This is a genomic window from Ancylobacter sonchi (assembly GCF_018390695.1).
GTDB classification, from domain to species: Bacteria; Pseudomonadota; Alphaproteobacteria; order Rhizobiales; family Xanthobacteraceae; genus Ancylobacter; species Ancylobacter sonchi.
The window spans coordinates 53938-76859 of the sequence record NZ_JAHBGF010000013.1 but is presented as its reverse complement, the minus strand read 5'-3'; the positions used below and the strand labels follow the sequence as shown (position 1 = coordinate 76859).

20 protein-coding genes are annotated in these 22922 nt (G+C 61.2%); 13 read left to right on the top strand and 7 right to left on the bottom strand.

What is annotated here, in order from left to right; genetic code table 11:
• Positions 1-7 precede the first annotated feature (7 nt).
• The 4 genes from KHC28_RS06490 to KHC28_RS06475 form a co-directional block, all read right to left on the bottom strand.
• Positions 8-2458 carry a TonB-dependent receptor gene (locus tag KHC28_RS06490; RefSeq protein ID WP_214007534.1) on the bottom strand — a complete coding sequence of 817 codons (2451 nt, stop codon included), beginning with the start codon at positions 2456-2458 and terminating at the stop codon, positions 8-10.
• A gap of 106 nt (positions 2459-2564) precedes the next feature.
• A complete protein-coding gene (locus KHC28_RS06485) occupies positions 2565-3518 on the bottom strand; it encodes a FecR family protein (RefSeq protein ID WP_214007533.1) in 954 nt (317 codons plus the stop codon).
• Positions 3519-3605: 87 nt separating this feature from the next.
• Positions 3606-4103: an RNA polymerase sigma factor gene (locus KHC28_RS06480; protein WP_214007532.1), complete on the bottom strand. Its 498-nt coding sequence runs from the start codon at positions 4101-4103 to the stop codon at positions 3606-3608.
• A gap of 821 nt (positions 4104-4924) precedes the next feature.
• The gene (locus KHC28_RS06475) at positions 4925-6301 is read right to left on the bottom strand and encodes a transposase (protein WP_214007531.1); all 1377 of its coding nucleotides are present in this window, start codon (positions 6299-6301) and stop codon (positions 4925-4927) included.
• A 475-nt stretch (positions 6302-6776) separates the two neighbouring features.
• Between KHC28_RS06475 and KHC28_RS06470 the strand changes: the two genes are divergently transcribed.
• From KHC28_RS06470 to hxsA, 4 genes are read left to right on the top strand one after another with little or no spacing between them, the layout of a single operon-like run.
• Positions 6777-7013 carry a hypothetical protein gene (locus tag KHC28_RS06470; protein WP_214007530.1) on the top strand — a complete coding sequence of 79 codons (237 nt, stop codon included), beginning with the start codon at positions 6777-6779 and terminating at the stop codon, positions 7011-7013.
• Positions 7010-8419 (top strand): His-Xaa-Ser system radical SAM maturase HxsB, encoded by a 1410-nt coding sequence (gene hxsB, locus KHC28_RS06465; protein WP_214007529.1) that lies wholly within the window; start codon positions 7010-7012, stop codon positions 8417-8419. Before KHC28_RS06470 ends, hxsB begins: the two co-directional genes overlap by 4 nt.
• A complete protein-coding gene (hxsC, locus tag KHC28_RS06460; RefSeq protein ID WP_214007528.1) occupies positions 8416-9519 on the top strand; it encodes a His-Xaa-Ser system radical SAM maturase HxsC in 1104 nt (367 codons plus the stop codon). The genes hxsB and hxsC overlap by 4 nt, the downstream gene beginning before the upstream one ends.
• The gene (hxsA, locus tag KHC28_RS06455) at positions 9516-10169 is read left to right on the top strand and encodes a His-Xaa-Ser repeat protein HxsA (RefSeq protein WP_214007527.1); all 654 of its coding nucleotides are present in this window, start codon (positions 9516-9518) and stop codon (positions 10167-10169) included. Before hxsC ends, hxsA begins: the two co-directional genes overlap by 4 nt.
• A gap of 252 nt (positions 10170-10421) precedes the next feature.
• On the opposite strand, the gene KHC28_RS06450 is transcribed toward hxsA, so the two are convergent.
• Genes KHC28_RS06450 through KHC28_RS06440 form a run of 3 tightly spaced genes read right to left on the bottom strand, consistent with a single transcriptional unit; the run spans position 10422 to position 13098 of the window.
• Complete coding sequence (locus KHC28_RS06450) at positions 10422-11762, bottom strand: anti-phage deoxyguanosine triphosphatase (RefSeq protein ID WP_214007526.1); 1341 nt, start codon at positions 11760-11762, stop codon at positions 10422-10424.
• 39 nt (positions 11763-11801) lie between these two features.
• On the bottom strand, positions 11802-12713 hold the full coding sequence (locus tag KHC28_RS06445; RefSeq protein ID WP_214007525.1) for an ImmA/IrrE family metallo-endopeptidase: 912 nt from the start codon (positions 12711-12713) through the stop codon (positions 11802-11804).
• Positions 12700-13098, bottom strand: coding sequence for a helix-turn-helix domain-containing protein (locus KHC28_RS06440; protein WP_214007524.1), 399 nt, complete (start codon positions 13096-13098; stop codon positions 12700-12702). The genes KHC28_RS06445 and KHC28_RS06440 overlap by 14 nt, the downstream gene beginning before the upstream one ends.
• A 158-nt stretch (positions 13099-13256) precedes the next feature.
• On the opposite strand from KHC28_RS06440, the gene KHC28_RS06435 reads away from it, so the two are divergent.
• The 9 genes from KHC28_RS06435 to KHC28_RS27960 all read left to right on the top strand — a co-directional run bounded on the left by KHC28_RS06435 (position 13257) and on the right by KHC28_RS27960 (position 22822).
• Positions 13257-13967 carry a multiubiquitin domain-containing protein gene (locus KHC28_RS06435; protein WP_214007523.1) on the top strand — a complete coding sequence of 237 codons (711 nt, stop codon included), beginning with the start codon at positions 13257-13259 and terminating at the stop codon, positions 13965-13967.
• The gene (locus tag KHC28_RS06430; RefSeq protein WP_214007522.1) at positions 13964-14296 is read left to right on the top strand and encodes a hypothetical protein; all 333 of its coding nucleotides are present in this window, start codon (positions 13964-13966) and stop codon (positions 14294-14296) included. The genes KHC28_RS06435 and KHC28_RS06430 overlap by 4 nt, the downstream gene beginning before the upstream one ends.
• Positions 14293-14796 (top strand): hypothetical protein, encoded by a 504-nt coding sequence (locus KHC28_RS06425; protein WP_214007521.1) that lies wholly within the window; start codon positions 14293-14295, stop codon positions 14794-14796. Before KHC28_RS06430 ends, KHC28_RS06425 begins: the two co-directional genes overlap by 4 nt.
• Positions 14793-15692 (top strand): HesA/MoeB/ThiF family protein, encoded by a 900-nt coding sequence (locus KHC28_RS06420; protein WP_214007520.1) that lies wholly within the window; start codon positions 14793-14795, stop codon positions 15690-15692. Before KHC28_RS06425 ends, KHC28_RS06420 begins: the two co-directional genes overlap by 4 nt.
• A 175-nt stretch (positions 15693-15867) precedes the next feature.
• On the top strand, positions 15868-16995 hold the full coding sequence (locus KHC28_RS06415) for an AAA family ATPase (RefSeq protein WP_214007519.1): 1128 nt from the start codon (positions 15868-15870) through the stop codon (positions 16993-16995).
• 8 nt (positions 16996-17003) lie between these two features.
• Positions 17004-19229 (top strand): S8 family peptidase, encoded by a 2226-nt coding sequence (locus tag KHC28_RS06410; protein WP_214007518.1) that lies wholly within the window; start codon positions 17004-17006, stop codon positions 19227-19229.
• 708 nt (positions 19230-19937) lie between these two features.
• The gene (locus tag KHC28_RS06405; RefSeq protein ID WP_214007517.1) at positions 19938-21602 is read left to right on the top strand and encodes a recombinase family protein; all 1665 of its coding nucleotides are present in this window, start codon (positions 19938-19940) and stop codon (positions 21600-21602) included.
• A 326-nt stretch (positions 21603-21928) separates the two neighbouring features.
• A complete protein-coding gene (locus tag KHC28_RS06400; protein WP_214007516.1) occupies positions 21929-22372 on the top strand; it encodes a hypothetical protein in 444 nt (147 codons plus the stop codon).
• 162 nt (positions 22373-22534) lie between these two features.
• The gene (locus KHC28_RS27960; protein WP_376772620.1) at positions 22535-22822 is read left to right on the top strand and encodes a Rha family transcriptional regulator; all 288 of its coding nucleotides are present in this window, start codon (positions 22535-22537) and stop codon (positions 22820-22822) included.
• Positions 22823-22922: the final 100 nt, after the last annotated feature.

The following is a 22922-nucleotide window of genomic DNA, read 5'->3' as shown; positions in this document are numbered from 1 at the left end:
GAGCCGTTCAGAACGTCGCCCGGGCACGCACGCCGATCACGCGTCCGTCGCCGACATTGGCCTCCGAGCCGACGGAGTCGACATAGATGCTTGTCAGATACTGCTCGTCGAAGATGTTCTTGGCATAGAGCGTGACCGACCAGTTCTCCGCCTCATAGCCCACGGCTGCATTGACGAGGGTAAAGGCGGAGACTTCCTGGTCCGCAGTATTGGCTAGGTCGCCAACCGAATAGTAGCCGTCGGTGTAGGTGAGATCGGCGGAGGCGAAGAGGCCCGAGGCATGGCGATAGACGCCGCCGATGTTGAAGGTGACGGCGGGCGCCTCGGGGAACGCGTTGCCGGTATAGTCGCCGGTCGCCGTTACCGCGCTGTCGAATTCAGTCTTCAGCAGGCCGATAGAGGCAAATGCCGAGAATTCCTGCGTCAGCCGCGCGCGCAACTCGAATTCCGCGCCATAGGAATGCGCCTCGCCGGCATTCATGGTGATGGATTGCCGCAAGAGCGGGTTCGGATCCTCCACCGTGATCTGAAGGTTGCTGTACTGATAATAGAAGCCGTTAATATTGAATTCGAGCCGGTCATCGAACCACTTGGATCGATAGGCCACCTCATACGCCCACAATCTCTCGGGATCGACTTCGTAGGAGTTGCCGAAGCTGTCTATGGCCGCGAAGCCAGCGCGGAAACCTTCGCTGGCGGTGATGGCAATGTTCTGCTTCGGGTCGATCTCGTAGGCGATGCCGATCTTGGGCAGGGCGACCGTGTAGTCGGTGGACGCGTTCTGGTCGATCTGGTTGTAGCCGAGACTGCGGAGGTTCAGCACCTCGCCGCTGTTGGTTACATCCACGGTCTCATAGCCGAGGCGCCCGCCAAACAGCAGCGACCATCGCTCGGCGAAAGCGTAGCGCATATCGGCGTAGAGTGCGTAAGACGTCAACGTGCTCGTTGCCAGGAGATCCTGATATAGCTGATTGTACAGGCCGTAGAAGGCATTGGTTACGGTGATGTTGGAATCGCGCTTGTAACTGAAGTGCCCGACATTCAGGCCGATGACGCCGCTCAGGGGCCGCACGCCCTCTTCCAGCTCGAGGCGCAGGTCCTCCGTGAAATCGTTGCCCGGACGCACTTCGTCGCGGATGAACGCCACCGCTCCGGCGGGACTTTCGATCGTCGCGTCGGTCTCCACATAGGCGGTGACCGAGCGTAGCGTGATACCCTCACCGAGTTCCTGCGAGAGATTGGCGACGACGTTGGTCACCTCGGTCTGGCGTAGCTCGACAGCGGAGACGTCGGAATCGAAGCGGCGGGCGAAGAAGTCCGGGCCGGTCACCGCCGAGACCGACGGCTTGTCCGAAGTGTGGCTGATAGTGAACAGCGCCTCGAACCCGTCGAGCGCGGCGGGGGTGAGCAGGAACTTCGCCCGCAACTGGCCAAAATGTCCCTGGCCCAGATCCTCGTTCAGCGGGTCGGCATAGCCGATCCCGCTCTCGTCCTCGAAATACTGGCCGGTGACGCGGAAGGCGAGCTGGTTCTCGATCATCGGGCCGGAAAGCATGAAGGCGCCGTTGCCGAAATCGCCGGAACCCGATGACGTGGCGAAGTCGCCTTCGAGGGCTGCCTGGTAGTTCCACGTCGGATCGTTGGTGTTGACCACCACCGCGCCGCCCATGGCGTTGCGGCCCTGCAAGGTCGATTGCGGTCCGCGGAACACCTCGACATTGGCAACGTCCCAGGTGCCGCGATTGCCGCGCCGCAGGCCCTCGCCGTTCTGCGAGGCGCCGTCGACGATGAGCGCGATGGTCGGGGACGAGTTGGCCGGCTGCGAGATGCCATCCGAGGACAGGCCGCGAATGACGATGCCGCTATTGCCGCGATTGGCGGAGGAAACGCGGGTATTTGCCAGCTTGTTCAGCGCACCGCGCAGATCCTCAATGGCATAGTCAAAGAACTGCTGTCCGGTGACGACGCCGACACTCGAATAGACGTTTGCAAGATCGCGGGTCAGCTTCTCGCCGGAGACGGTGATGGCGTCGAGCTCGATCATGTCCTCGCTGACCACCACCGAGGCTGTGGAGCCCGAGGCAGGCGCTTCGATCGTCACCGAGCGCGGCGAGGTGAAACGCCAGTTCAGCCCGGTGCCGTTGAGCAGCTCGACAAGCGCCTGCTCGCTGGTGCGTGCGCCACGCACGCCGGGAGAGCGCAGCCCCTGGGCAATCGAACTGTCATAGACGATCTGCACGCCACTAGCCGCGCCGAAGGCCGCTAGTGCACCGGAGACCGGACCGGCGGGGATCGCGTAGACGGCGGTCTGCGTTACTGCGGCCTGGGTCTGCGCGGTGCCGGGGCTGGGTGCCGCGACGCTCGCCAGAGCGATCAGCGCGCAGCCGGCGAGCAGACGTTGACGATGGTTTACGCACCGGCATCGGTTCGCGCGCGCGGTCAGGCTGTTTGCGGTCATAGTCCAGTGATCCCCATCGTCTTTGAGCCCCAGGGAGCGCGTCGAGGCACCCCGTTAGGTAAAGACGTCGGCGCGCGGGGAATCCGAATCCCGCTCGGCAAAAAATTCAGATCAGGATGACGATGTTTCCGGGAAGCCGCGTCTCGCTAAGCGCGAGTGAGGCGACGAGATTGTCCACAATCTCGTCCGGCCGCTGGAGATGAAACACGCCGTCCACCCGTCGGGCTCCGAGGCCCGGCCGTGCCAGCACGACTCGGCCGCGGCGATGACGGTTGATGTCGTCGACGACCTCGGAGAGCGGACGGTTCTCGAACACCAGAAGCCCGCGCCGCCATGCGCCAGCCATGGTCGGGTTCATCGGCTCCGCTTCTGCCGGGTAGTCGGGGGCAAGGGTGATCCGCTCGCCGGCATTTAGCCTAGCCGTGACGGCCCCCGAAATGGCGAGACTGCCGCGGGTGCATTCGATGCGGATCGGTCCCGAGCCCGCCGTCAAGGTAAAGTCGGCATCGTTGGCGGAAATCACGCAGGGACCCGCAGCGACACGGAAAGGGAAGGCGCCGGCCGCGATGTCGAAGGCGGCGGCTCCGTTCACCAGCTTTGCCGTACGCGCATCCTGCGTCAGGTCGACATCAAGCGCGGTGGCGCCGTCGAGATAGATCATGGAGCCGTCCGGCAGGGCGAAGCTGGCCTGCTCGCCGACACCGGTCGCGTAGTCCGACATGATCTGGTCAAGGCCGGGGAGCAGCCCGAGCGAAACCCCGACCCAGCCGGCGGCAAGCGCCGTCCCGGCTCCAACGAGCACGAGCCGACGCGTCAGTGCCGGCCGGCGGACATTAGCGGTCGCGAGAAGGCCGGCATGACGCCATGTCTGGCTGGCGAGACGAAACGCCTCCTCATGCGCCCGGCTGCGTCCGCGCCAGGCTTGGAGCTGCTGGGCATCCTCGACCGTCGCTTCGCCGGAGGTGAGGCGGGTCACCCAGCCGATGGCCTCGCGCTGCAGGGCATCGAGTTCCCTTCGGCCGCCGTTCGTGCCGCCCACCGTGTCGTCACCCGATTCCATCGCGCCCAAAAACCGCCTGTCCAAGCGAAGCTCGCCGGCCTGTATAGGCGATATGGGGGGAGGCCGGGGAGACCATCGGTGCGGTACCTAGTCCAGCAGGCACCGGGCGCAGGACTCGAGCGCCTTGCGGATTTCGATATCGACCGTTCGTGTGGAGATGCCGTGCCTCTCGGCAAGCTCGCGGTGCGGCACATTCTCGAGCCGCGAGGCCAGGAAGATGTCGCGCCGCCTTTGCGGCAGTTCGGCGAGTGCGATGAGCACGCGATCGACGCTGTCCCGAGCAATCAGAAGGGCTTCGGGGTCGGCGCCGGGATCAGGCACGTCGAGCAGGTCGTTGATCTCCGCCTCGGCCAGCCGGCGGCGGACATGGCTGCGGTTGACGTCGGCGATGAGATTGGACGAAATCCGGCGCAGATAGGCCGATGGATTGGCCAGCGCGGCGACATCGATTGCGGCGAGCCGCAGAAAGGTTTCCTGCGTCAGGTCTTCCGCAATGGCGGAGGAGCCGGTCGCGCGGCGGAAGAACCCAAGCACCGACGAGCGCTCAGAGACGAAAAGTGCTCGCAACCGATCCTTACTGCGCATTGAGAAGCGACCCGCCCCATCCCAACAGGGTGCAGGTTTTTAGGTGCCAATCAAACCAGAAAGCAATATCTTGGGTCTATATTGTAATGTTTCTTGAAATTTTTAGATTTATTCTAATAATGTTTTGGTATGATAAATGCCTGATAGGCTGCATATTATTCTCTTCTCGCTTTACTCGCATCATGCCCTACAAGCCCAGCGGCGAACGATCCAAAACCGGACGTTCTCAATGCCGGCTTATGCCTGGGCAGGCCGAAGGTCCCAGCTGAGCCCTGGTCCAGCAGGCATAGTAACGATAGCGGCCCGCTTTGCCGGATTATCGGGCAGTTAAACAGGCGAACCGTAGCATCCTCCGGCCCGCCCGGTAATGTTTTCCACCGAAAGATGTCCGCCCTTGCTCCCTTAAGGAGGCTTTGGCGTGGATTAGAGAGCTATGGAGTAGACGTAGTACCCATCCGGTTCCCGTATGGCCCGCCGAACACCGCCGATTACCGCACAAACTGACCGGCTATATCTTTATTTATCAATTAGATAGGCACTTGGGCTATGGGGAGTGGTTCTCGCACGTTCAACCAAGCGGGATAGCTCTACCCGTACACCGCCGATCGCCCGCCACAGTCCCCTTTGTCTCAATCAGCGAATAGGCTTGGGGATGACCGTATCGGGGCCGAGCTGACTGTCGACTTCTAGCGTCAGGCCGGTCAAAGTGGACGTCATGGTTGACCGACGCGACATCCTGAAGTGACCGATTGCGTTGAAGAAGTCGGCATTAGAGCGGGCTGCGGTCGGCGCCGAGAGCTACAAAACGGGGTCGCCCCTCGTCACGTGGGCTGGGCTTGCGGTCCGATCGGCATGAGCTTTGCCATTTTCCGGAGGTTTTGGGCGGTGGCGGCGAGGAGGAACTCATCGCGGGCACCGCATGGCCCTCGCAGCCGCAAGCGATCGAGCTTCAGGATGCGCTTCAGGTGCGCGAACAGCATCTCGACCTTCTTCCGTTCGCGCCTTGAGGTGACATAGGCATCGGTGTCCGCGATGTCGCGCGCCATGTCGCGGGCGCCTTCATGGATGGAGCGCAGGAGCTTGCGGGCTGGCGCCTTCGGACAGCATTGCGGCTTCAACGAACAGGAATCGCAGTCGAGCTTGCTCGCCCGGTAGCGCATGAGGCCTTCGCTATCGACGCCGTCGCGCGGCACCTCGAACTGGCGGCGGAACTGCCGGAGCTCCTTGCCGCCCGGGCAGGTGTAGAGATCGCGCTTGTGATCATAGGTGAAGTCGGACCGACTGAAGGTGCCGTCACTGCGCTGGGACTTGTCGAACACCGGGATATGCGGCTCGATCCCACGCTCATGCACCAGCCAGGCGAGGTTCTCGGCCGAGCCGTAACCGGCATCCGCCACCAGCTTCTCGGGCCAGGTGCCCAACCGGTCCTGCGTGCGATCGATCATCGTGCGGGCAGCGGTCACTTCGGCCTGCCGCACAGCTGTCGTCGCCTCCACATCCATGATGACGGCATGCTTCAGGTCGATCAGATAGTTCGTCGCATAGGCGAAGAAGGCCTGCCCGCCATGGGCGGCGGTCCAGCGCGCGGCGGGATCTGCCGGCGAGATGAACTTTGGCACGACCGGCGTCGCCGCGCCGAACGCGGCATCGTCCAGCACGGCCAGATACTCGCGCACGGCCTGGTTCGTGGCCTCGGGTGGCAACCCGTCACGGCCCGGCGCGCCACGTTGGCGGTTGGCGTCGGCCTTGATCAGGCTGGCATCGACCGCGAAGCCCTCGCCACCGACCAGGCCCTCCGCCATGCAGCGCTGAACCGTCGTCTCGAACACCTCGCGCAGCAGATCGCTGTCGCGGAAACGGCCGTGCCGGTTCTTCGAGAAGGTGGAATGGTCGGGCACATCGCCCTCAAGCCCGAGCCGGCAAAACCACCGGTAGGCAAGGTTCAGATGGACCTCGTCGCAGAGCCTGCGCTCAGAGCGGATGCCGAAGCAGTAGCCGACGACCAGCATCCGGATCATCAGTTCGGGATCGATCGAGGGCCGACCGGTCTCGCTGTAGAAGGGCCGCAAATGCGCTCGGATGCCGGACAGATCGACGAAGCGGTCTATTGCGCGTAGCAGGTGGTGGCCGGGGACATGCCGCTCCAGGCTGAACTCGTAGAACAACGCCTCCTGCGAGACCGTCCGCTCGCCCATCATCAGTTCAGCCTCCTGACCCGCGAGGAGTGAATCAGGACTTCAGGCCGCCAGCAACTCCGACTTCTTCAACACAATCGACCCTTTGCTGACCCTCGACTGCCCTTTCAGCGACGTCCGCTTTGCGCCGCCATCTCGGCCGTAGAGATCGGACTTGCGATTTCCCGAAAGCAGACGTTTCGTTTAAGGCTCTGGAGGTCATTGTTGCGCCAGAGAGCCGACGTTGGCGGTCCGACCGAAACCAGACCTCCGGCATCGCCATAACGGGCCCGATAGCGCGACGCGTCGGCAATTGGCACCAGCTTGCCTCAGCGGATCGGGCGAGCAAGCGGTGATCAACCGGTTGACATCGTGGCTCGGCGTTTCGAAAATCGAAATAACGACTGGCTGATTATCGTAGGGGTTGTAAACTGCGATCCGTCGGAAGCCGCCTCTATATCGACGCGGCTGATATCAGTCACTTGGTGCGCGCGCCGTCATGCAAATCGATATTCCATCGTCGCTAGCCGGCTTCGTCGATGCCGCGCTAATTAGACTGCAGGGTCAGTTTCCCGAAATCCTTTTTGAACGAACGCAAGGTGGCATTCAGACGAACGCGGGCTGTCTAGTTCCGGAAAATCTTCGATCTACCGTGCTGCACGCAGTCTATCGCGAAAAAATCTATACCGAAACGTTGCCCCTGCGCGAGGAATTGCTGAATCGGGTGCTCAGGTGAACATCTGGCCGCTTCGCTTTCGCGACCTCGGCCGCGGCTCGCTCCTTTTCGCTGATGACGCCGGGGGATTCTTCAAGGGAACCGAAGACTTTCTGGATCGCTATGCCCTTAATGCCCTGACCGACGAGGACCAAGCGTTTCTCCACGAAGGCGGCCATACCTTTCAGCGAGAACTCGATCTCTCTTATCTCGGTTTCGCCTATCGCTGGTGCGCGCGCCAGGCACCCCGCCGCCAACTGGGATATGTAATCCTCGTCCCGACGCTTCGTTGCAATCTGACCTGCAGCTATTGCCAAGTGTCGCGGGCGCCCGAAGGTGCGCGTGGCTTCGACTGGACCGAAGACACCCTCGACGCCGTGCTGGCCTTTATCGGGGGACTGGCAGCCCCGGAAATCAAGATCGAATTCCAGGGAGGTGAGCCGCTACTACGCCTCGACCTCCTTGAGCGCGTGCGGGATTTTTGCCGCCAACGGTTCGGCAAAGCCGAGTTCGTCGTGTGCACGAACTTGCAAGCGGTGAGCGCGGAGGCGTGGGACTATTTGGCGGCACCGGATACCTTCATCAGCACTTCGCTCGACGGCGATGCAGTGACGCACCAGCGCCAACGTACCCGGTCAACCGAGCTTACTAATGCATTCTTTGGCAACCTTGACCGAGCCATCGAGCAGTTCGGTTCGAGCAAGGTCTCGGCTCTGCCAACCATCGACATTGAACGCCCGCCTGCGGTCGACGAAATCATCAGCAGTTTCGTGGACCGCGGCTTGCGATCGATTTATCTCCGTCCGATCAATCATCAAGGCTTTGCCCGTCGCGGCAGGGACCCTGATGTGGGTCTTGATCGCTGGAATGCCTGGCATGCGGCCTTCATCGAGCATCTGATCGAGCGGAACTTCCGTACAGGCACTATCCTTGAGGAGTATTATTTCAGTCAGTGTCTCAAGCGTGTGCTGCGCGCTGGCGCCGACGAGCATGTCGATCTGCGCAACCCCAATTTCTTCGCGTCGGACTACCTCGTCATTGACCACGATGGCGTGCTGTATCCAACGGATGAGGCCCGCATGCAGTCGCGCATCGGTCGGATCGATCTGTCAGTCGGCCATGTCCACCATGGCATCGACACCGAGAAGGTAGCTACGCTCAACGCGGCCTCGTGCAACAATTTCGACCCGGACTGCATCCATTGTCCCTATCAGCCGTTCTGCGGCTCTGATCTGGTCGACGACATTTCGCGATACGGCCGCATTGACCTCCCCAAGCAAGCGACATGGTTTTGCCGCCGCCACACAAGCCTGTTCGATAAGGTTTTCGAGCTCTTGTATCGCCGTGATGAGGCGACGCGCTTCTCTCTGAGCCGCTGGGCGGACCTGGAGAGCTGGCCCGAACATCTCGTGCGAGAGCACCAATGATTCCGCTCAGGTTCGCAGCTCGATCGTCACAGCCTGAACCCTTCGTCATGCGGCTTAACGCCGAGGTGCGGGCATACGAACTCGATAGAACGGGCCTGCGTACGGAATTTGATGGAGACCTGGTTGAGGTGGCGGGTCAGCGTCTGACCTATGCGAGCCCCCGGGGCACACTCGTCATCGAAGGTACGACCGCCGAAGAGGTTGACGGCGACGTAGTGCTGGCGTTGCCTGGCGGACGGGCTGCCCAGCGACTGATCCGGGCAACATCACCCCACAACACGTTTTTGATCACCGAGCGCTGCGACCAGCTATGCTTGATGTGCTCTCAGCCACCGAAGCATCATCACGCGGATTTGCTGCCGTTCTTCGAGGCGGCGGCGCTGCTCGCGCCCGCCGGCATGACAATCGGCATCTCAGGGGGAGAGCCGCTGCTCTATAAGGCGGCGCTCCTGCCGATGATGCAGAGGGTCCTCACGCACAGACCGGACCTCGGATTTCACGTACTGAGCAACGCCCAGCATATCGACGAAGACGATCTGGATCCTCTGGTTGGCATGCGCGACCGCGTGCTGTGGGGCATTCCGCTTTATGCGGCCGACGCCGCCACGCACGATCGCATCGTCGGCAAGTCGGGTGCTTTCCTCCAGCTGATGGAGACCCTTCCCATCTTCGCCCGTGCCGGTGCATCGATCGAACTGCGTACGGTCATCATGCGCGAGAACGCTGCCTTACTTGCGCGCCTCGCCAGCTTCGTGATCATGCATTTGCCGTTCATCAACCGCTGGGCTCTCATGCAGCTGGAGAGCATCGGCTTCGGCCGGCAGAATTGGGACCGGCTTTTCTTCGACCATTCGACCGAGTTCACGCCGATTGCAGATGCCCTGAATATCGCAAAAGCGCGAAACGTCGAAGCCGTACTCTTCAACTTTCCTCGCTGCACGGTCCCACAGCCTTATCGCGATCGCGCGCCGTCGACGATCTCAGACTGGAAACGACGCTATCTGGGGGAGTGCAGCGGCTGCCAGGAGCGGGACATTTGCGGTGGGTTCTTTGAGTGGTATCCAGAGGATCGAGGCTTCCAGAGGCTCGCTCGCATATGAAACGCAGGCTTTTTGCCATTCCCTCGCTGCTCGCGGCTGGCCTTCTCCCGTCAAAAGGCCTGGCCCTTCCGCTCAGCGCGCCGCCAGGCTTTGACCCCCAGAAGAGCAAATCGCTCTTCGACATCTTCAAACTCGACCACATTTATACGTTGGCCGGACATCGCAGTCATAGCTCGCATCGAAGCCATAGCAGCCACACGAGCCACCGCTCCTCGACTGGCGGCAGCTACTATAGTCCGAGCTATAGCCCCTCACCCTCCTACGCGACGCCCCTCTATGCGCCGCCGCCAGTTGTACCAACACGACCGGCCGCACCGGCCCCCACCATCAGCGGTTCGCCAGCAACAGGAAGCTACGCGACGACGCCGGCACCGGCTCTGTCCGCGCCTGTGGAGATTGGACCAAACCCTGTTCCGCCAACGCGCACCGGACCGGTCCCGCTTCCTGGAAACACCGACAAGTTTGCGGCTATCGTGCGCCAGGTTCAGACCGCAATGGTTGCCTTCGGATATTTTAGCGGTCCTGTTGACGGCAAGGTCGGTCCGCAGACCCGTGACGCACTAACGCGCTTGCAGGCAGATTACGGACTAAAACCGACGGGAACAATTACGCCGGAAACATTGAATGCGTTGAGGATTGTTGCTCAATAGTAGCTAGTATGCGGCGGCGATCAGTCGAAGGCCGATAGCAACGTAGTGCGCCAGAACCGGACCTTGCCAAATGCGTGTATGAACGTCCGGTATGGGGCCGAGAGCGGAACAGCAGCTTAGCTGCTCAAGGCCCACTCAAGCGGACCTAGTGACATTCGAGCTATCCGGTAGGCCGCGCAACCTACAGTCAATATTAGTAGAGTTACATTTTCTGACAGGAAAAAACTTTGCATATCACGACGCGAAAGCGGACTAAAGCTTGTCGAATACCGAGCCCATGCGCGGGCTGAACAGGCGGTCATAGGTCCGCAGCAGATACCCATCCGTCATGCCGGCCACGTAGTCGCAGATGAGGCGCAATGGATCAGCGGCATTCTTGAACCGTGCGAACACATCGGCAGGCAGAAACTTCTCCGGCTCGGAACGCAACACCTCGAAGACGGCGATGACCATCATCTGGCCCTTGAATTCGAGGTGCTGAACGCTCGGGCTGTAAACGACTTCCTCCCGCACAAGATTTTTGATCGCCAGCACGAATTCCATGACGGGCGCTGGCAGTATCGCCTGATACTTTATCCGCGACTCCTTGAATTCCTCCTTCATCTGAATATCGACGGCGGGGATCACCATGTTGAGTACACGATTAATCTGATGCTTCCGCTCGCTTCCGTCGCCGAAAAGCCGGTCAGCGAAGCCGGTGTAGACGTCGTTGCCGTACTGGCCGGGATATTCCGTGTTGAGGTAAGTCAATAGCGCTGTGCAGTGCTCTGGCGTTACGTGCTTCTCAAAGTCAGCACGCGAGATGAGCCCCATTGCGAGAACGTCTTCGAGGTCGTGGATTCCGAAACTGATGTCATCCGCGAGATCCATCAGGCTGCACGCGAATGATTTATGCCGGGCCTCTTGGTGCTTTCCGGGCACTTCGTTGAATGCCTGGAACTCCTCGCGATCGCTCCCGGCCAACGGTTTAAGCATCCAGTCAACGACATCCTGTTCGCAATCCATATAGCATTTGGGCGGCTTCGACGCCTTGCGGTCGAGGATTGGCGTGCCACTGGTGTCGGTAAGCAGTTTCGGCTTGCGGCTGTCGTTTGTCGCCGCTGTGTACGCGACTGGGTATTTCAGCACGCCGAGCATCGTCTCGCGCGTGAGATTGGAGCCAGCTGCTTTGGACATCTTCTCGAGCTTTGAGAGGATGCGCAGGGTTTGCCCATTGCCCTCGAAGCCGCCGGCATCGCGCATGCAGTAGTTCAGCGCGACCTCGCCGCCATGGCCAAAGGGCGGATGTCCAAGATCGTGTGTGCATGCAATCGCCTGCATCATGCTGCGCTCGGGCAGGTACTTGGTGGCATCGTGATCGGGCCGATTATGCCGGAGCTGGATCGTCAGCCCGACCGCGATCTGCGCAACCTCAAGCGAGTGGGTCAGACGTGTCCGGTAAAAGTCGCTGTCGCCCAGATTCAGGATCTGAGTCTTGCCCTGGAGGCGGCGAAACGAAGCGGAATGGATGACGCGGGCGTAGTCAACGTCGCCGGACGTGCGCGCATCGAACGATCGTTGCCGCCATACCTCACGGCGCTCTTCCCACACCATTGCCCCCCACCCTGCGACGACATGGTCCCGACGAGCCGATCAGCTTGGCTTCAATTTCGAGCCAAGCTCCCGGATCGGGTAGACCAAGACGATGATATTAAAGGTGGTATCGAAGGCCTCCGCAAGACACGCATGGGCATGCCCGTTGCGATCGGTGACCGAGACGGGCGTTGCCCGTATCATTTTGCGTCCGATGGGCAGCACTTTGCCGAGTGAATGGTTGAGTGTTATGGCCGTCTCCGTCGGCTGGCCGAACTGCCGCGCATACTCCGCAGAGACTTCGATGCGGCGAACCTCCGCTCGCGCCCCGGTCCTTTCACAAAAGGTGACCGGCTCCAGGATATACACCGCGCAGGCTCGCCGGTGGGTCCGGGCGTACTCACGGCTCGATGCATAGATCGACGCCCCGAAGTCGGGCGCGATTTTTAGGATCGATTTGATCTCGAGCGGATGATCTGCCGCGACATCGCGAAACGCGTTGCCCTGGAAGAGGACGAACCGGGCAAAGTTGTTAGCTTCGCGCTCGAACGCGTCAGCAATGTCGGGGTCGAGGTGTTTCTCGCAATCCTGGAAAAAGCGAAAGATCTTCCTATGCGTGGGCATCTCGTGATGCCCTGCCTCATGGAGTTTGAGAAATGTCTGCTTGGACCGATGAACCGAATCGTCGATATGGATGATGCTCTCGCCGGCATCGTAAATGCCGAGCACCTTCTCGATCGCGGATTTCAACACCGAGGCGGACCGTTCGGCTTTGTCGGCGAGATAGGTGACGATGCGGCGCGGATCGAACGCGCTCGTCGGCGCGACGCGCAGCTTCGCGGCCGTCAGGATATCGGCGACGGGCGTTGGAAAGACACCCCACGCGGATGCTCGGTCGAGAGCGCGCCGAGCTGCATCATGCACGGCGCGCTGCTGCTCTGGGTCGATGGAACTGTCGTCAGTCTTGACCACCCGGCTTCTTCCTAACGCTGCGTAGATACCCGAGATACTTGATCAGCTCCGCCTCTTCCTCGGCGGTGAGGTTGTGATCGGCGAATGTCGGCAGCCGACCATGGCGCTGGTCGTCGCCGCTCCGACTGCGGGTGGGAACAACAAAGCCCGCGCGCTCCATCAGATTCTCGTAGCTTACCGCGTAGAGTTCCGCGAGCGCGTGCAGTATGTTCGGGCTGGGTTTCTTGATCTGGTCGTTCTCGATTTGGCTGAGGTAGGCGTTGGAAACCACCTTATCTGTGGCTTTTTCAACGTCACGCTGTGAGAGACCGCGGTCGGTGCGTATTGAAGCGAGATACCTCCCCAGCGTGAGCCTGCTCTCCGGCCCTGCGCCGCTGCTCGGCATAAAGTCCTCCTGAAGTCCTTGATTCAAAATGTGAATTTAAGCCGGGTCGCTTGATATGTCAAGCATGCTCGCGATGTGCTTGACATTCTTTGCATGCCGCATCACATTAGCGTCACGCTTTGGCATTGGGCCGGGAGCATCACGCTAAGAGTTGAACCATGAACCATATCGCCCTCCCGGAGGAATCCGGTCCCAGCAGCCTCATTGGACCGGCTGCCCGTCACCCTGATGCTGACGGCTCGTTCGCCACGACCGTGAACGGTGTGGCTGTGAAGTTTGCCAAGCCTGAGCCGACTGGCGGGCGCATCCTCGAGAAGGCCGGCTTCGATCCGATTGGCGACCATGTGTTGATCCTTTTCACCCGCCGTGGGTCGCGTTCCATCGGTCTCGACGAGACCGTCGACCTGGCGCTCGCGGGCACGGAGGCCTTCCGCGCATTCAAGAGCGATCGCATCTTCCGCTTTACGCTCAACGGCTACGGATTCGAATGGGGCGTCGGCAAGGCGCTGGTGCAGGAGCTGCGCGAATCCGGGCATGTGGGTCGGGACGAGGTCGTGGTCCTTGAGCGCGACGGCGATGAGATCGAGCTGCCGCGCGATGGGGTGATCAACCTCACGCCGGACGGCACGGAGCATCTGCACACCGAGAAGCGTCTGATCACCGTCTACTTCGAGAACGATCCGCGCGAGATCCCTCGCGGCAAGTACTCGACCGAGCAGCTGGTTAGCCTGTTCGGCGTCCACGCCGGCTACATTCTGGAGTACCTCAATGACGAGGGCCAGCTGACTCCCCTGGGGCCGGACGGCAAGCTCCGCATCAAGGAGGGGATGAAGTTCTTCCAGCAGGTACCCTGCGGGGGTTCGTCGTGAGCGACCCGTCGCAGGAATTCGCCGGCTTGCAGGCGATGCATGGCAGCGCCGTCCTCCTCAAGGAGGGCGGCCAGCATGTCGCCTTGTTGCCCGCCTTTGCCTTCCTGGCGGGCGGCGAGCCGCAGCGCATGGACCTTCTCCTCGTTCCGTTTTTCCACTCCGGTTATGTCACCCGCCTCTTCTTCGCCCAGCAGATCGCCGGGCGGGGCGCCAATTGGAACCAGCATCGTGTGATTGAGCGCCCATGGTGGGCGCCATCCTGGAATGATGTGCCCGCTACATTGAAGTGGACACAGATGCTCTCCGCCCACCTGAGGGCCGTGGCATGAGAATCCGGTTCAAGATCACCCAGCGGCTCCTTGACGCGATACGCAGCGACCTTCGACGCCGGCATGCGATCGCGCACGAGCGCATCGGCTTTGTCGCGGCGGGTTTGGCCGCCGCCCACGACGAGTTGCTGATCCTGGCGCGCGACTATCGCCCGGTCGACGACGGGGATTACCTCGACGATCCGCACGTCGGCGCGATGATTGATGCGTCGGCAATACGCCGCGCCCGCCAATGGGCGATGAACAGCCGCGCCGCCATGTTCCACGTCCACACACACGGTGGTCGCGGCATTCCCAGTTTCAGCTCTGTCGACAACCGCGAGAATGCGAAGTTCATCCCCAATTTCGTATCTGTGGCGCCGTTCGCGGTGCATGGCGCCATTGTTCTTAGCGATACCGCCGCGTTCGGACAGGTCTGGCTTGGCAGGGACAGACCGCGTCCCTTCATCGCGACATTCAATGCGATCGGCGCACCGACCAGCATGTGGAGCGCAGCATGACCCGGCTTGAGCGGCAGAGTTTCCTTGGCGCAAACAGCGAGAACATCCTGCGCGGCGCGACGGTGGGTATCGTCGGTGCTGGTGGTGGTGGCTCGCACATGGTGCAGCAATTCGCGCATATGGGGATCGGCGGCTATGTCATCGCGGATCCGGACTTCATTGAAGATACCAACACAAACCGCCTGATCGGCGGGACCCTCGACGACGTGCTAGCCGCGCGACCGAAAGTCGACATCGCGGCGCGCCTGATCCGCGGGCTTCAGCCGGACGCGCGCATTGTCCTCGTTCCGGGCAAATGGCAGGACGCCGTCGATGACTTCAAGCAGTGCGATGTGATCGTCGGGGCGGTCGATAGCTTTAAGGATCGAGACGAGCTTGAGCGCTTCGCCCGCAAGCATCTCATCCCCTACGTCGACATTGGGATGGACGTGCATACTATCGGCGCCGCCGGCTACCTCGTGACCGGCCAAGTCATCCTCTCGATGCCGGGCGAGCCCTGCCTGCGCTGCTGCGGTCTGATCACCGATGAACGGTTGGCGCAAGAGGCACAGCGGTACGGCGCAGCCGGCTCACGGCCTCAGGTGGTCTGGTCGAACGGCGCGCTCGCTTCAACTGCCGTCTCGATCGTGACGCAGATCCTGACCCCCTGGTTCAAAGGTCCGCCCGTATTTGTGTTCCTCGACTATGACGGCAACAAGGGCTCGATCACGCCGAACAAGCGCATGGTAATGCTCAAAGGCTGCGGCTGCACACACCATCCGCTGGATGAGGCCGGTGATCCGCTTTTTGACATTCGCACCCAGCCGTTCCACCCCCGCCCGAAGGCAAGCAAGGTCGTTGGTCCCGCGATCATGAAACCGTGGTGGTGGCGCGCCTGGGATTGGCTCTGGAGGTGAGGCCAAGCCTTGACCTCGGTGCATGCTGCCGCAGGGGGCGCTACGAGGAATGCCAGCATACACCTGTAACCATTAGAAAAAACGTGGAAGTGGACGATTTAAGAAGGGCGCCCTTTCAGAATCGTCCACACTTCGGTACGCTTGCGCCTCTTCACTTCTGGCTACCATAGGAACCATGACCGAAGGCAAAAAGTCTGATCTCACCGGCGATTATCTGAAGCTCGCGCGCATCGCCCTTTCTGGGCGCATACAGGACGTACAGCTCATGCTGCATCGGACGGCGAAGCGTTACCGCGACAGTGACGGTGTGCTTGCGGATTCGCTCACCACGCTTCTCCATGAGTCGCCGACCCCTGCCTCGCCGCTGCGCAAGCAGGCCGAGATCCCGCTTCCGGTTGACCTTGATTCACGCCTGCATCTCTTACGGGTCGAGACCGAACCGGCGATTGACCATGAACCGATTTTCGCGCCGGAGGTGGCGGCGGCGTTCGATCAGATTGTTGCAGAGCGGCGCAATGCGGCGTCACTTAGCCGGGCCAGCCTGCAACCGACGCGCTCGGCGTTGTTCGTCGGCCCTCCGGGCGTCGGGAAAACAATGGCCGCGCGGTGGCTGGCGCGTGAACTCAAACGCCCGCTGCTCATCCTCGACCTTGCCGCAGTCATGAGCAGTCTGCTGGGTCGGACAGGCGGGAACCTGCGCCATGTCCTCGACTACGCAAAAAGCATCAATTGTGTCCTTCTCCTCGATGAACTCGACGCCATCGCGAAACGGCGCGACGATCAGGGTGAAATCGGCGAACTGAAGCGGCTTGTCACGGTGTTGATCCAGCAGATCGACGACTGGCCGCCCTCGGGCATCCTTCTCGGTGCGACAAACCATCCTTCCCTGCTGGATCCTGCGATCTGGCGCCGCTTTGAAACCCATATCGCGTTCCCGTTGCCCGACAGCGCCGCCATCGCGCAGTTCTTGGCAGAAACGCTGGCGCCGATCTTTCCGCACACGGCAGCATGGACCGGTCCACTGGCTGTCGCATTCGCAGGCAAGTCGTTTAGCGATATTGAACGCGAGCTCACAGCGGCCCGGCGCTACGCAGCGATCAACGATGCGCCGCTTGATGATCGCTTGGCCATCCTTGCGGGGAGTCAGGTCACCGACAAAGCGGGTCGCATCGCGGTCGCTGCGGCCCTGGTGGATCAGGGTCTCGTCTCGCAGCGCAAAGCGCGAGAGCTGACGGGCGTGGCCCGCGATACAATCCGCAGTCGCACCGTGCCGAAGCGCAAGATGCGCCGCCATTCCGACTGAGGGGCGCCATGAAAAGGCAGAACTTTCTTCTCGGCAAAGGCGAACGGCTCATTGAAGACGTCGTCGGTGTTCGGGGTGGCGGCCCGAAGGACCATCCGTACACCTTCGCCGCTGCCCGGCAGCGGCTCACCCCGATGCTCTCAAGGACAGTGCGCGGCATCGACGCGTTGCCGGCGGAAGCATGCCCAGATGATCGCGCTGTCGCGACGATCACGTTGAATCCAGAATACATCGCGAAATCCTACTTTCCCGATAAGCTTCTCGATCGGTTGGGGCTCGATACGGTCGGCAGCCGACCGCGGCGCATCACGCCCGAGAAGCGCTCGCGAGGCCGCGAGCCTGAAGAAACAATCACCACCGAACTATTCGTTATGGGGACCCGCGCCGCATTCCGGGCTTGGCAGTCATCGATGCCACAATGGAACGAGGGGGCACCCGCTGCGGACGAACTTGCGACCATCGAACAGGTGGGCATGGTGCGGACGCGTGAAAAACTAAAGGGCACTCTTCCAGAAGCGGGCATTGCCATCCTTGAAGCGGTGCTTCACGCCGATGGACCGTTGGGGCTCAAGCGCGTCCTTGCGCAATTCAAGGACTATCTGAAGCAGATCGACATCGACCAGCCGCTGACCCGGCGCTTCTTTGCAGGGGGGCTCTGCTTCGTCGAACTGGAGGCGCCAGCCGCGCTTGCTGAGCGTATCGCTATGTTCACACCTTTACGGGCACTCCGGCAAATGCCGGCGCTACGCATGCTCCGCCCGGCATTCCGCTCGTCCCGCATCCCGATTGATGGGGTGCAACTGCCGAAGGAGGTGGCGCTTGATACGACGATCCGAGCTGCAATCTTTGATGGCGGCATTCCGGAGAAGCACCCGATCCGCAGGTGGGTGAATGCAATCGATCCGCCAGGCATTGGCAAGCCGATCGGATTTTTTCAGAAGCACGGACTCGGCGTGACCTCGGCGTTTTTGTTCGGCCACATCGATCCCACGAAGCCGATCCCAAGGCCCTATGCCACCGTTGATCACTACCGCGTGCTCGACGTCGGGACGCTGACCGAGAACCGTTATGAACTCTATGATGTCCTAGGTCGTATCGATAAGGCCCTTGTCGACGGCGAATATGACTTGGCCAATTTCAGCCTTGGGCCTGAGCTGCCGATTGAGGACGATGAGGTCCATGCCTGGACGGCCGTCATCGACGATCGGCTTTCGCGCGGGTCGGTTCTTGCCACGGTCGCGGTCGGCAATAACGGGGACGGGTCGGCTGAAGACGGGTCGAACAGAATTCAGGTCCCGGCAGATTGCGTGAACGCCATCGCGGTCGGAGCCTGCGATGCACCCGATGCGGTGTGGAAGCGATGCGGCTACAGCTCGATCGGCCCGGGCCGAAGCCCGGGCTTGGTGAAACCCGATTTCGTTGAGTTCGGCGGGTGTCTCCAGCGCCCCTTCATTGTGGTCGGCGACAATAACGCCGTGGAACTCGAAGCGACGGAGGGAACGTCCTTTGCATCACCTTCGTCGCTTCGACTCGCCGCTGGAATTCGCGCCCATCTCGGACCGGGCATCAGCATGCTCGCTGTGCGCGCCTTGCTGGTGCACAGCACGGAAACGTCAGAGCTGGCATGCGCGGAAGTGGGGCGTGGCCGCGTCGCGCGATCGGTGCAGGATATCCTGCTGTGCGACGACGATACGGTCCGGGTCATCTACCAAGGCAGTATCGCGCCTACCCGCTATATTCGGGCACCGATACCTGTCCCATCCGGTTCAATTCCGGGGAAGGTTAGGATCACGGCAACGCTCTGCTATCCGACCGGCGTCGATCCCCACCATCCCGGAAATTACACACGCGCCGGGCTTGAACCGACATTCCGGCCGCATGATGAAAAACGGAAGGACCCAAAGCAGGTCCACGCCGATAGCAAGAGCTTCTTCGGCAAGACGCAGAACGGTCTTATGGAGGACGAACTAAGGCGGGATGCGTGGAAATGGGAGAACTGCCTCCACACATCTGTTTCATTCCTTGGCCAGACGCTGCAGAATCCTGTGCTGGACATCCACTACAATGCCCGCATGGGCGGGCGGAATTTTACACCTGACATTGAACTGCCATATGCGCTTGTTGTCAGTGTTCAAGCCAAGAAAATCAGAGACCTGTATGAACGTATTGTGAGAAGATATGCTCTGCAGCTGGAAACGCTGCGACCGGTGATTGATATCCCGGTCGCCGTCTAAATAGGCGGACAAGTCTGCTTTCAGGCGTTTTCGAAACCGACCGCAAAGGCTGATTTCGCGGCGCAAAGCAGCCATTCGCAATCCGGTGCCGGGAGGGCCGCTAAGGGTCAGATCCAGCCTCGGGCGTTCACCGGCGATATGTCCGTTTCTCGTTTGAAATCCCGAATAGCGGACAGTCTGCCACCGGCCCCAAACCAGCCATTCGTGATGCCCTCGGCGACTTCCGCTTATGGCGCAACCATGACCTCAAGAGCGGTAAGCGGAAACGTCTGCTTTCGGGAATCCGATAATCCGATCTCTACGTCCGACATGGCGGCGCAAAGCCGCCATCCGCACGGGCGTGTCGACATGGCCGCTTCTGGCCAAGGAAGTACTGCGTACTGCAGGTCATAGATCGGCTGTTGGGCATCGGTCGCCGTCGCGTCAGTCTTGGGAATGACCAGACGCTCACATTCACCCACTCAATACCCCGCATATCGATTGGCGCCGAGCCGCTTGCCCGGCAACCTCTACACCTACGCCGACACGCCGTCGCCCTGTCGCAGAACGCGGCCGTCGCCAGTTCCCGCCCCGATGACCGTCGCCGACGACTGGCCAGAATACATTCCGGTGACAGAGGCGGAGATTGCTGTCTTCAAGGCGTGGTTCGGGGATATTCTGGAGGAGCTGATCCAAGGGGAATGACCGCCTGACACGAAAGGCTCCACCATGACCGCTCCGTTGCGTGCCGCCTTGTACCTGCGCGTCTCCACAGCCCGGCAGGCCGAGCATGATGTCTCGATCCCCGACCAGCGCCGGCAAGGCGAGGCCTATTGCCAGGCGCGCGGCTATCAGCTGGTCGAGACATATGTGGAGCCGGGGGCCTCAGCGACCAACGACCGCCGGCCCGAATTTCAGCGGATGATCGAGGCGGGGACAATGAAGCCGGCGCCGTTCGATGTCGTCGTGGTGCACAGCTTCTCGCGCTTCTTCCGCGATCACTTCGAGCTGGAATTCTATGTCCGCAAGCTCGCCCGCAACGGCGTGCGGCTGATGTCGATCACCCAGGAAATGGGCGACGACCCTATGCACGTCATGATGCGGCAGATCATGGCGCTGTTCGACGAGTACCAGTCCAAGGAGAACGCCAAGCACGTCCTGCGGGCGCAGAAGGAGAATGCCCGGCAGGGCTTCTGGAACGGCGCCCGCCCGCCGATCGGCTATCGCGTGGTCGAGGCCGAGCAGCGCGGTGCCAAGGTGAAGAAGAAGCTGGAGATCGATCCGCTTCACGCCGACACGGTGCGGCTCATCTTCGATCTCGCTCTCCATGGCGATGGCCGCTCCGGTCCGATGGGCGTAAAGGCCCTCGTCAGCCATCTGAACCGCAACCGGATCTACACCCGCGAGGGCGGGCGCTGGGGCATCGGTCAGCTTCACCGGGTGCTGACTCGCCGCACCTACGTCGGCGAGCACCAGTTCAACAGCCGCTCCAAGAGCAAGCAGAAGAAGCCCGACAGCGAGGTAGTGGTGGTCGCCGTGCCGCCGCTGATCGACGCCAAGGTCTTCAACGCCGTGCAGGAGCAGCTTCAGGCGCGCAATCCCAAGATCGTCCCGCCGCGCGTCGTGAGTGGCCCGACGCTGCTCACTGGTATCTGCTATTGCGCCCAGTGCGGCGGGGCCATGACCATCCGCACCGGCAAGAGCGGGCGGTATCGGTACTATGCCTGCTCGATCAAGGCTCGGCAGGGCGAGACCGGCTGCGCCGGGCGGGCCATCCCGATGGAGACGCTCGACACCCTTGTGGCGAGCCATATCGAGCAGCGTCTTCTCCAGCCCGAGCGGCTGCAGGAAATCCTCGCTTCAATGCTCACCCACCGCCAGGAGCGCCTTGAGCGCCGCCGCGGGCACATTGCTGAACTCAACAAGCGCGGGACAGAGGCGGATCAGCGGCTGCGCCGGCTCTATGACGCCATCGAATCAGGCGTCGCCGACATTACCGATCCGGCGCTCAAAGAGCGGATCGACGGACTGAAGGGTATCCGGGACCAAGCCCATGCCGATGTTGCTCGCGCGCAAACCTCTCTCGCGACTTCAGGCGACGACGCCGTCACGCCGGCCATGGTGGCGCGTTTCGCCGACATCGCTCGCAAGCGCATGCGCATCGAAGGCGGCGGCTACCGGCGCGATCATTTGCGCGCCTTGGCTCAGCGCGTGGAAGTCGGAGCGAGGGAAGTCCGCATTATCGGATCGAAAGGAGACCTGCTCCGAACGCTGGCTGCCGTCTCAGGAGGGAAATCGGCGACTCTAGGCGTGCCCAGTTTGGGACTGAAATGGCGGGGCGTGCGGGATTCGAACGAGGCTGAAACGCACGTGCCGCGCGGATATGTTTGTTGACGTGCATGCCGGCGCACCCTAACTCGAGACGTCACTAAGCCCATTCTTCGGCGCTTTCTAAACCAATGCAATTTCAACGACATAGGTGTTCGCAGTTTCACTTTGGTCGGCGCGCCAATTTTTTCAATGGCTTGGCCGTTGATTTGGTGCGGAAACTTCTTCGTTACGGCAAAAATACGGAAAAGGCGCCCCGAGCTTCTGTGAGCTGCGGCGGCCTATCAGCTTGTCGCGGGAACGAAAAAGGCGGCGAGCCCGTCTGGCTGCCGCCTCTTGATTCGCTCGTAGGAAGAGGCAGCGCCTCCTGCCCTCAGTCATCATGGAAGGCAGTGTCGATCCTGCTGGATGGCGATGAGCCTGCGCGTTTTGACTGGACCATAAAGGGCGGCACATTCTGGTCGTTCAGCGATCCGCATGACTCGGCGTGTCGGCATATTGTGGACCTCGACCAGGTCCAGGCCATCGAGACCTCCGAGATCGCCTTCCACGACGATCAAGATGAGCTGAACAATTTTGCCTTCCTCTTGCGGAAGACGCTCGATCATCAGGTGCGCGCCGATCTCGCCTGGAGCAAGGAGCGCAAGCTTTATTATTTCAGGGCGTCGGATGTGAATACACCTCGCTCATTCACCTGTGATGCTTCAAAGAAGAAGGCATCCACCGAAGTCGTGAATGTCTCTATGAGAAAGTCTGACAAAATGCGAATTGAGTTCGTGAGAATCATGAATCAGTTCCTAGATTGGAGTGTATTTACGATCAGTGGTATCTGGTAATCAGCCCGACATGCTTCTTCACGACCAATGGGTTCATTCCGCATGCCTATCCGGCAGCGCTGCTCTCTGGAAGAAACGGCTCGATAACAGCGCGTCGCTTCGAGGACAGGTCGTCATGTGGCATCGCTTCCTCAGTCGGCCCGACCGCGAGGGAGATAATCTATTCAGCAAAGCATCACCCGAACCTCGCCTGAAGCTCGGCGAGTCGCCTCAGGTGGCACTCGCCACGCGCGTACGCCTCCAGCCGGGACGTTTGCGGAGTTCTTTGAGAGGCGGCACGACAACGTGCTGCGGGACATCAAGGGCCTTCTTGAGGAGGCTCCGTCCACTGCTCTCAATTTTAAGGCCAGTTCCTACAAGAATAGCGCCGGGCGGACGCTGCCCGATAACGAGATGACGCTACGGGGGCCTCAGGCTACCGCAACCGCCTCAACGATGCTCGCCGGCTGATGTCCGAACACACCGGACAGTCGGACGTAGGGCCTTCCGACTACGCCCCCACGAGACCCATCACGTTCCCGAACAGATGCCCTTCAGCGAGCTTCCCGCG

What these genes read in the sequence shown, in the direction of transcription:
- hxsA (WP_214007527.1), top strand. Translation starts at nt 9,516, where the DNA reads ATGAAACGCAGGCTTTTTGCCATTCCCTCGCTGCTCGCGGCTGGCCTT.
- KHC28_RS06470 (WP_214007530.1), top strand. Translation starts at nt 6,777, where the DNA reads ATGCAAATCGATATTCCATCGTCGCTAGCCGGCTTCGTCGATGCCGCG.
- KHC28_RS06475 (WP_214007531.1), bottom strand. Translation starts at nt 6,301, where the DNA reads ATGATGGGCGAGCGGACGGTCTCGCAGGAGGCGTTGTTCTACGAGTTC.
- hxsC (WP_214007528.1), top strand. Translation starts at nt 8,416, where the DNA reads ATGATTCCGCTCAGGTTCGCAGCTCGATCGTCACAGCCTGAACCCTTC.
- KHC28_RS06435 (WP_214007523.1), top strand. Translation starts at nt 13,257, where the DNA reads ATGAACCATATCGCCCTCCCGGAGGAATCCGGTCCCAGCAGCCTCATT.
- KHC28_RS06490 (WP_214007534.1), bottom strand. Translation starts at nt 2,458, where the DNA reads ATGACCGCAAACAGCCTGACCGCGCGCGCGAACCGATGCCGGTGCGTA.
- KHC28_RS06425 (WP_214007521.1), top strand. Translation starts at nt 14,293, where the DNA reads ATGAGAATCCGGTTCAAGATCACCCAGCGGCTCCTTGACGCGATACGC.
- KHC28_RS06480 (WP_214007532.1), bottom strand. Translation starts at nt 4,103, where the DNA reads ATGCGCAGTAAGGATCGGTTGCGAGCACTTTTCGTCTCTGAGCGCTCG.
- KHC28_RS06410 (WP_214007518.1), top strand. Translation starts at nt 17,004, where the DNA reads ATGAAAAGGCAGAACTTTCTTCTCGGCAAAGGCGAACGGCTCATTGAA.
- KHC28_RS06440 (WP_214007524.1), bottom strand. Translation starts at nt 13,098, where the DNA reads ATGCCGAGCAGCGGCGCAGGGCCGGAGAGCAGGCTCACGCTGGGGAGG.
- KHC28_RS06485 (WP_214007533.1), bottom strand. Translation starts at nt 3,518, where the DNA reads ATGGAATCGGGTGACGACACGGTGGGCGGCACGAACGGCGGCCGAAGG.
- KHC28_RS06415 (WP_214007519.1), top strand. Translation starts at nt 15,868, where the DNA reads ATGACCGAAGGCAAAAAGTCTGATCTCACCGGCGATTATCTGAAGCTC.
- KHC28_RS06405 (WP_214007517.1), top strand. Translation starts at nt 19,938, where the DNA reads ATGACCGCTCCGTTGCGTGCCGCCTTGTACCTGCGCGTCTCCACAGCC.
- KHC28_RS06450 (WP_214007526.1), bottom strand. Translation starts at nt 11,762, where the DNA reads ATGGTGTGGGAAGAGCGCCGTGAGGTATGGCGGCAACGATCGTTCGAT.
- KHC28_RS06420 (WP_214007520.1), top strand. Translation starts at nt 14,793, where the DNA reads ATGACCCGGCTTGAGCGGCAGAGTTTCCTTGGCGCAAACAGCGAGAAC.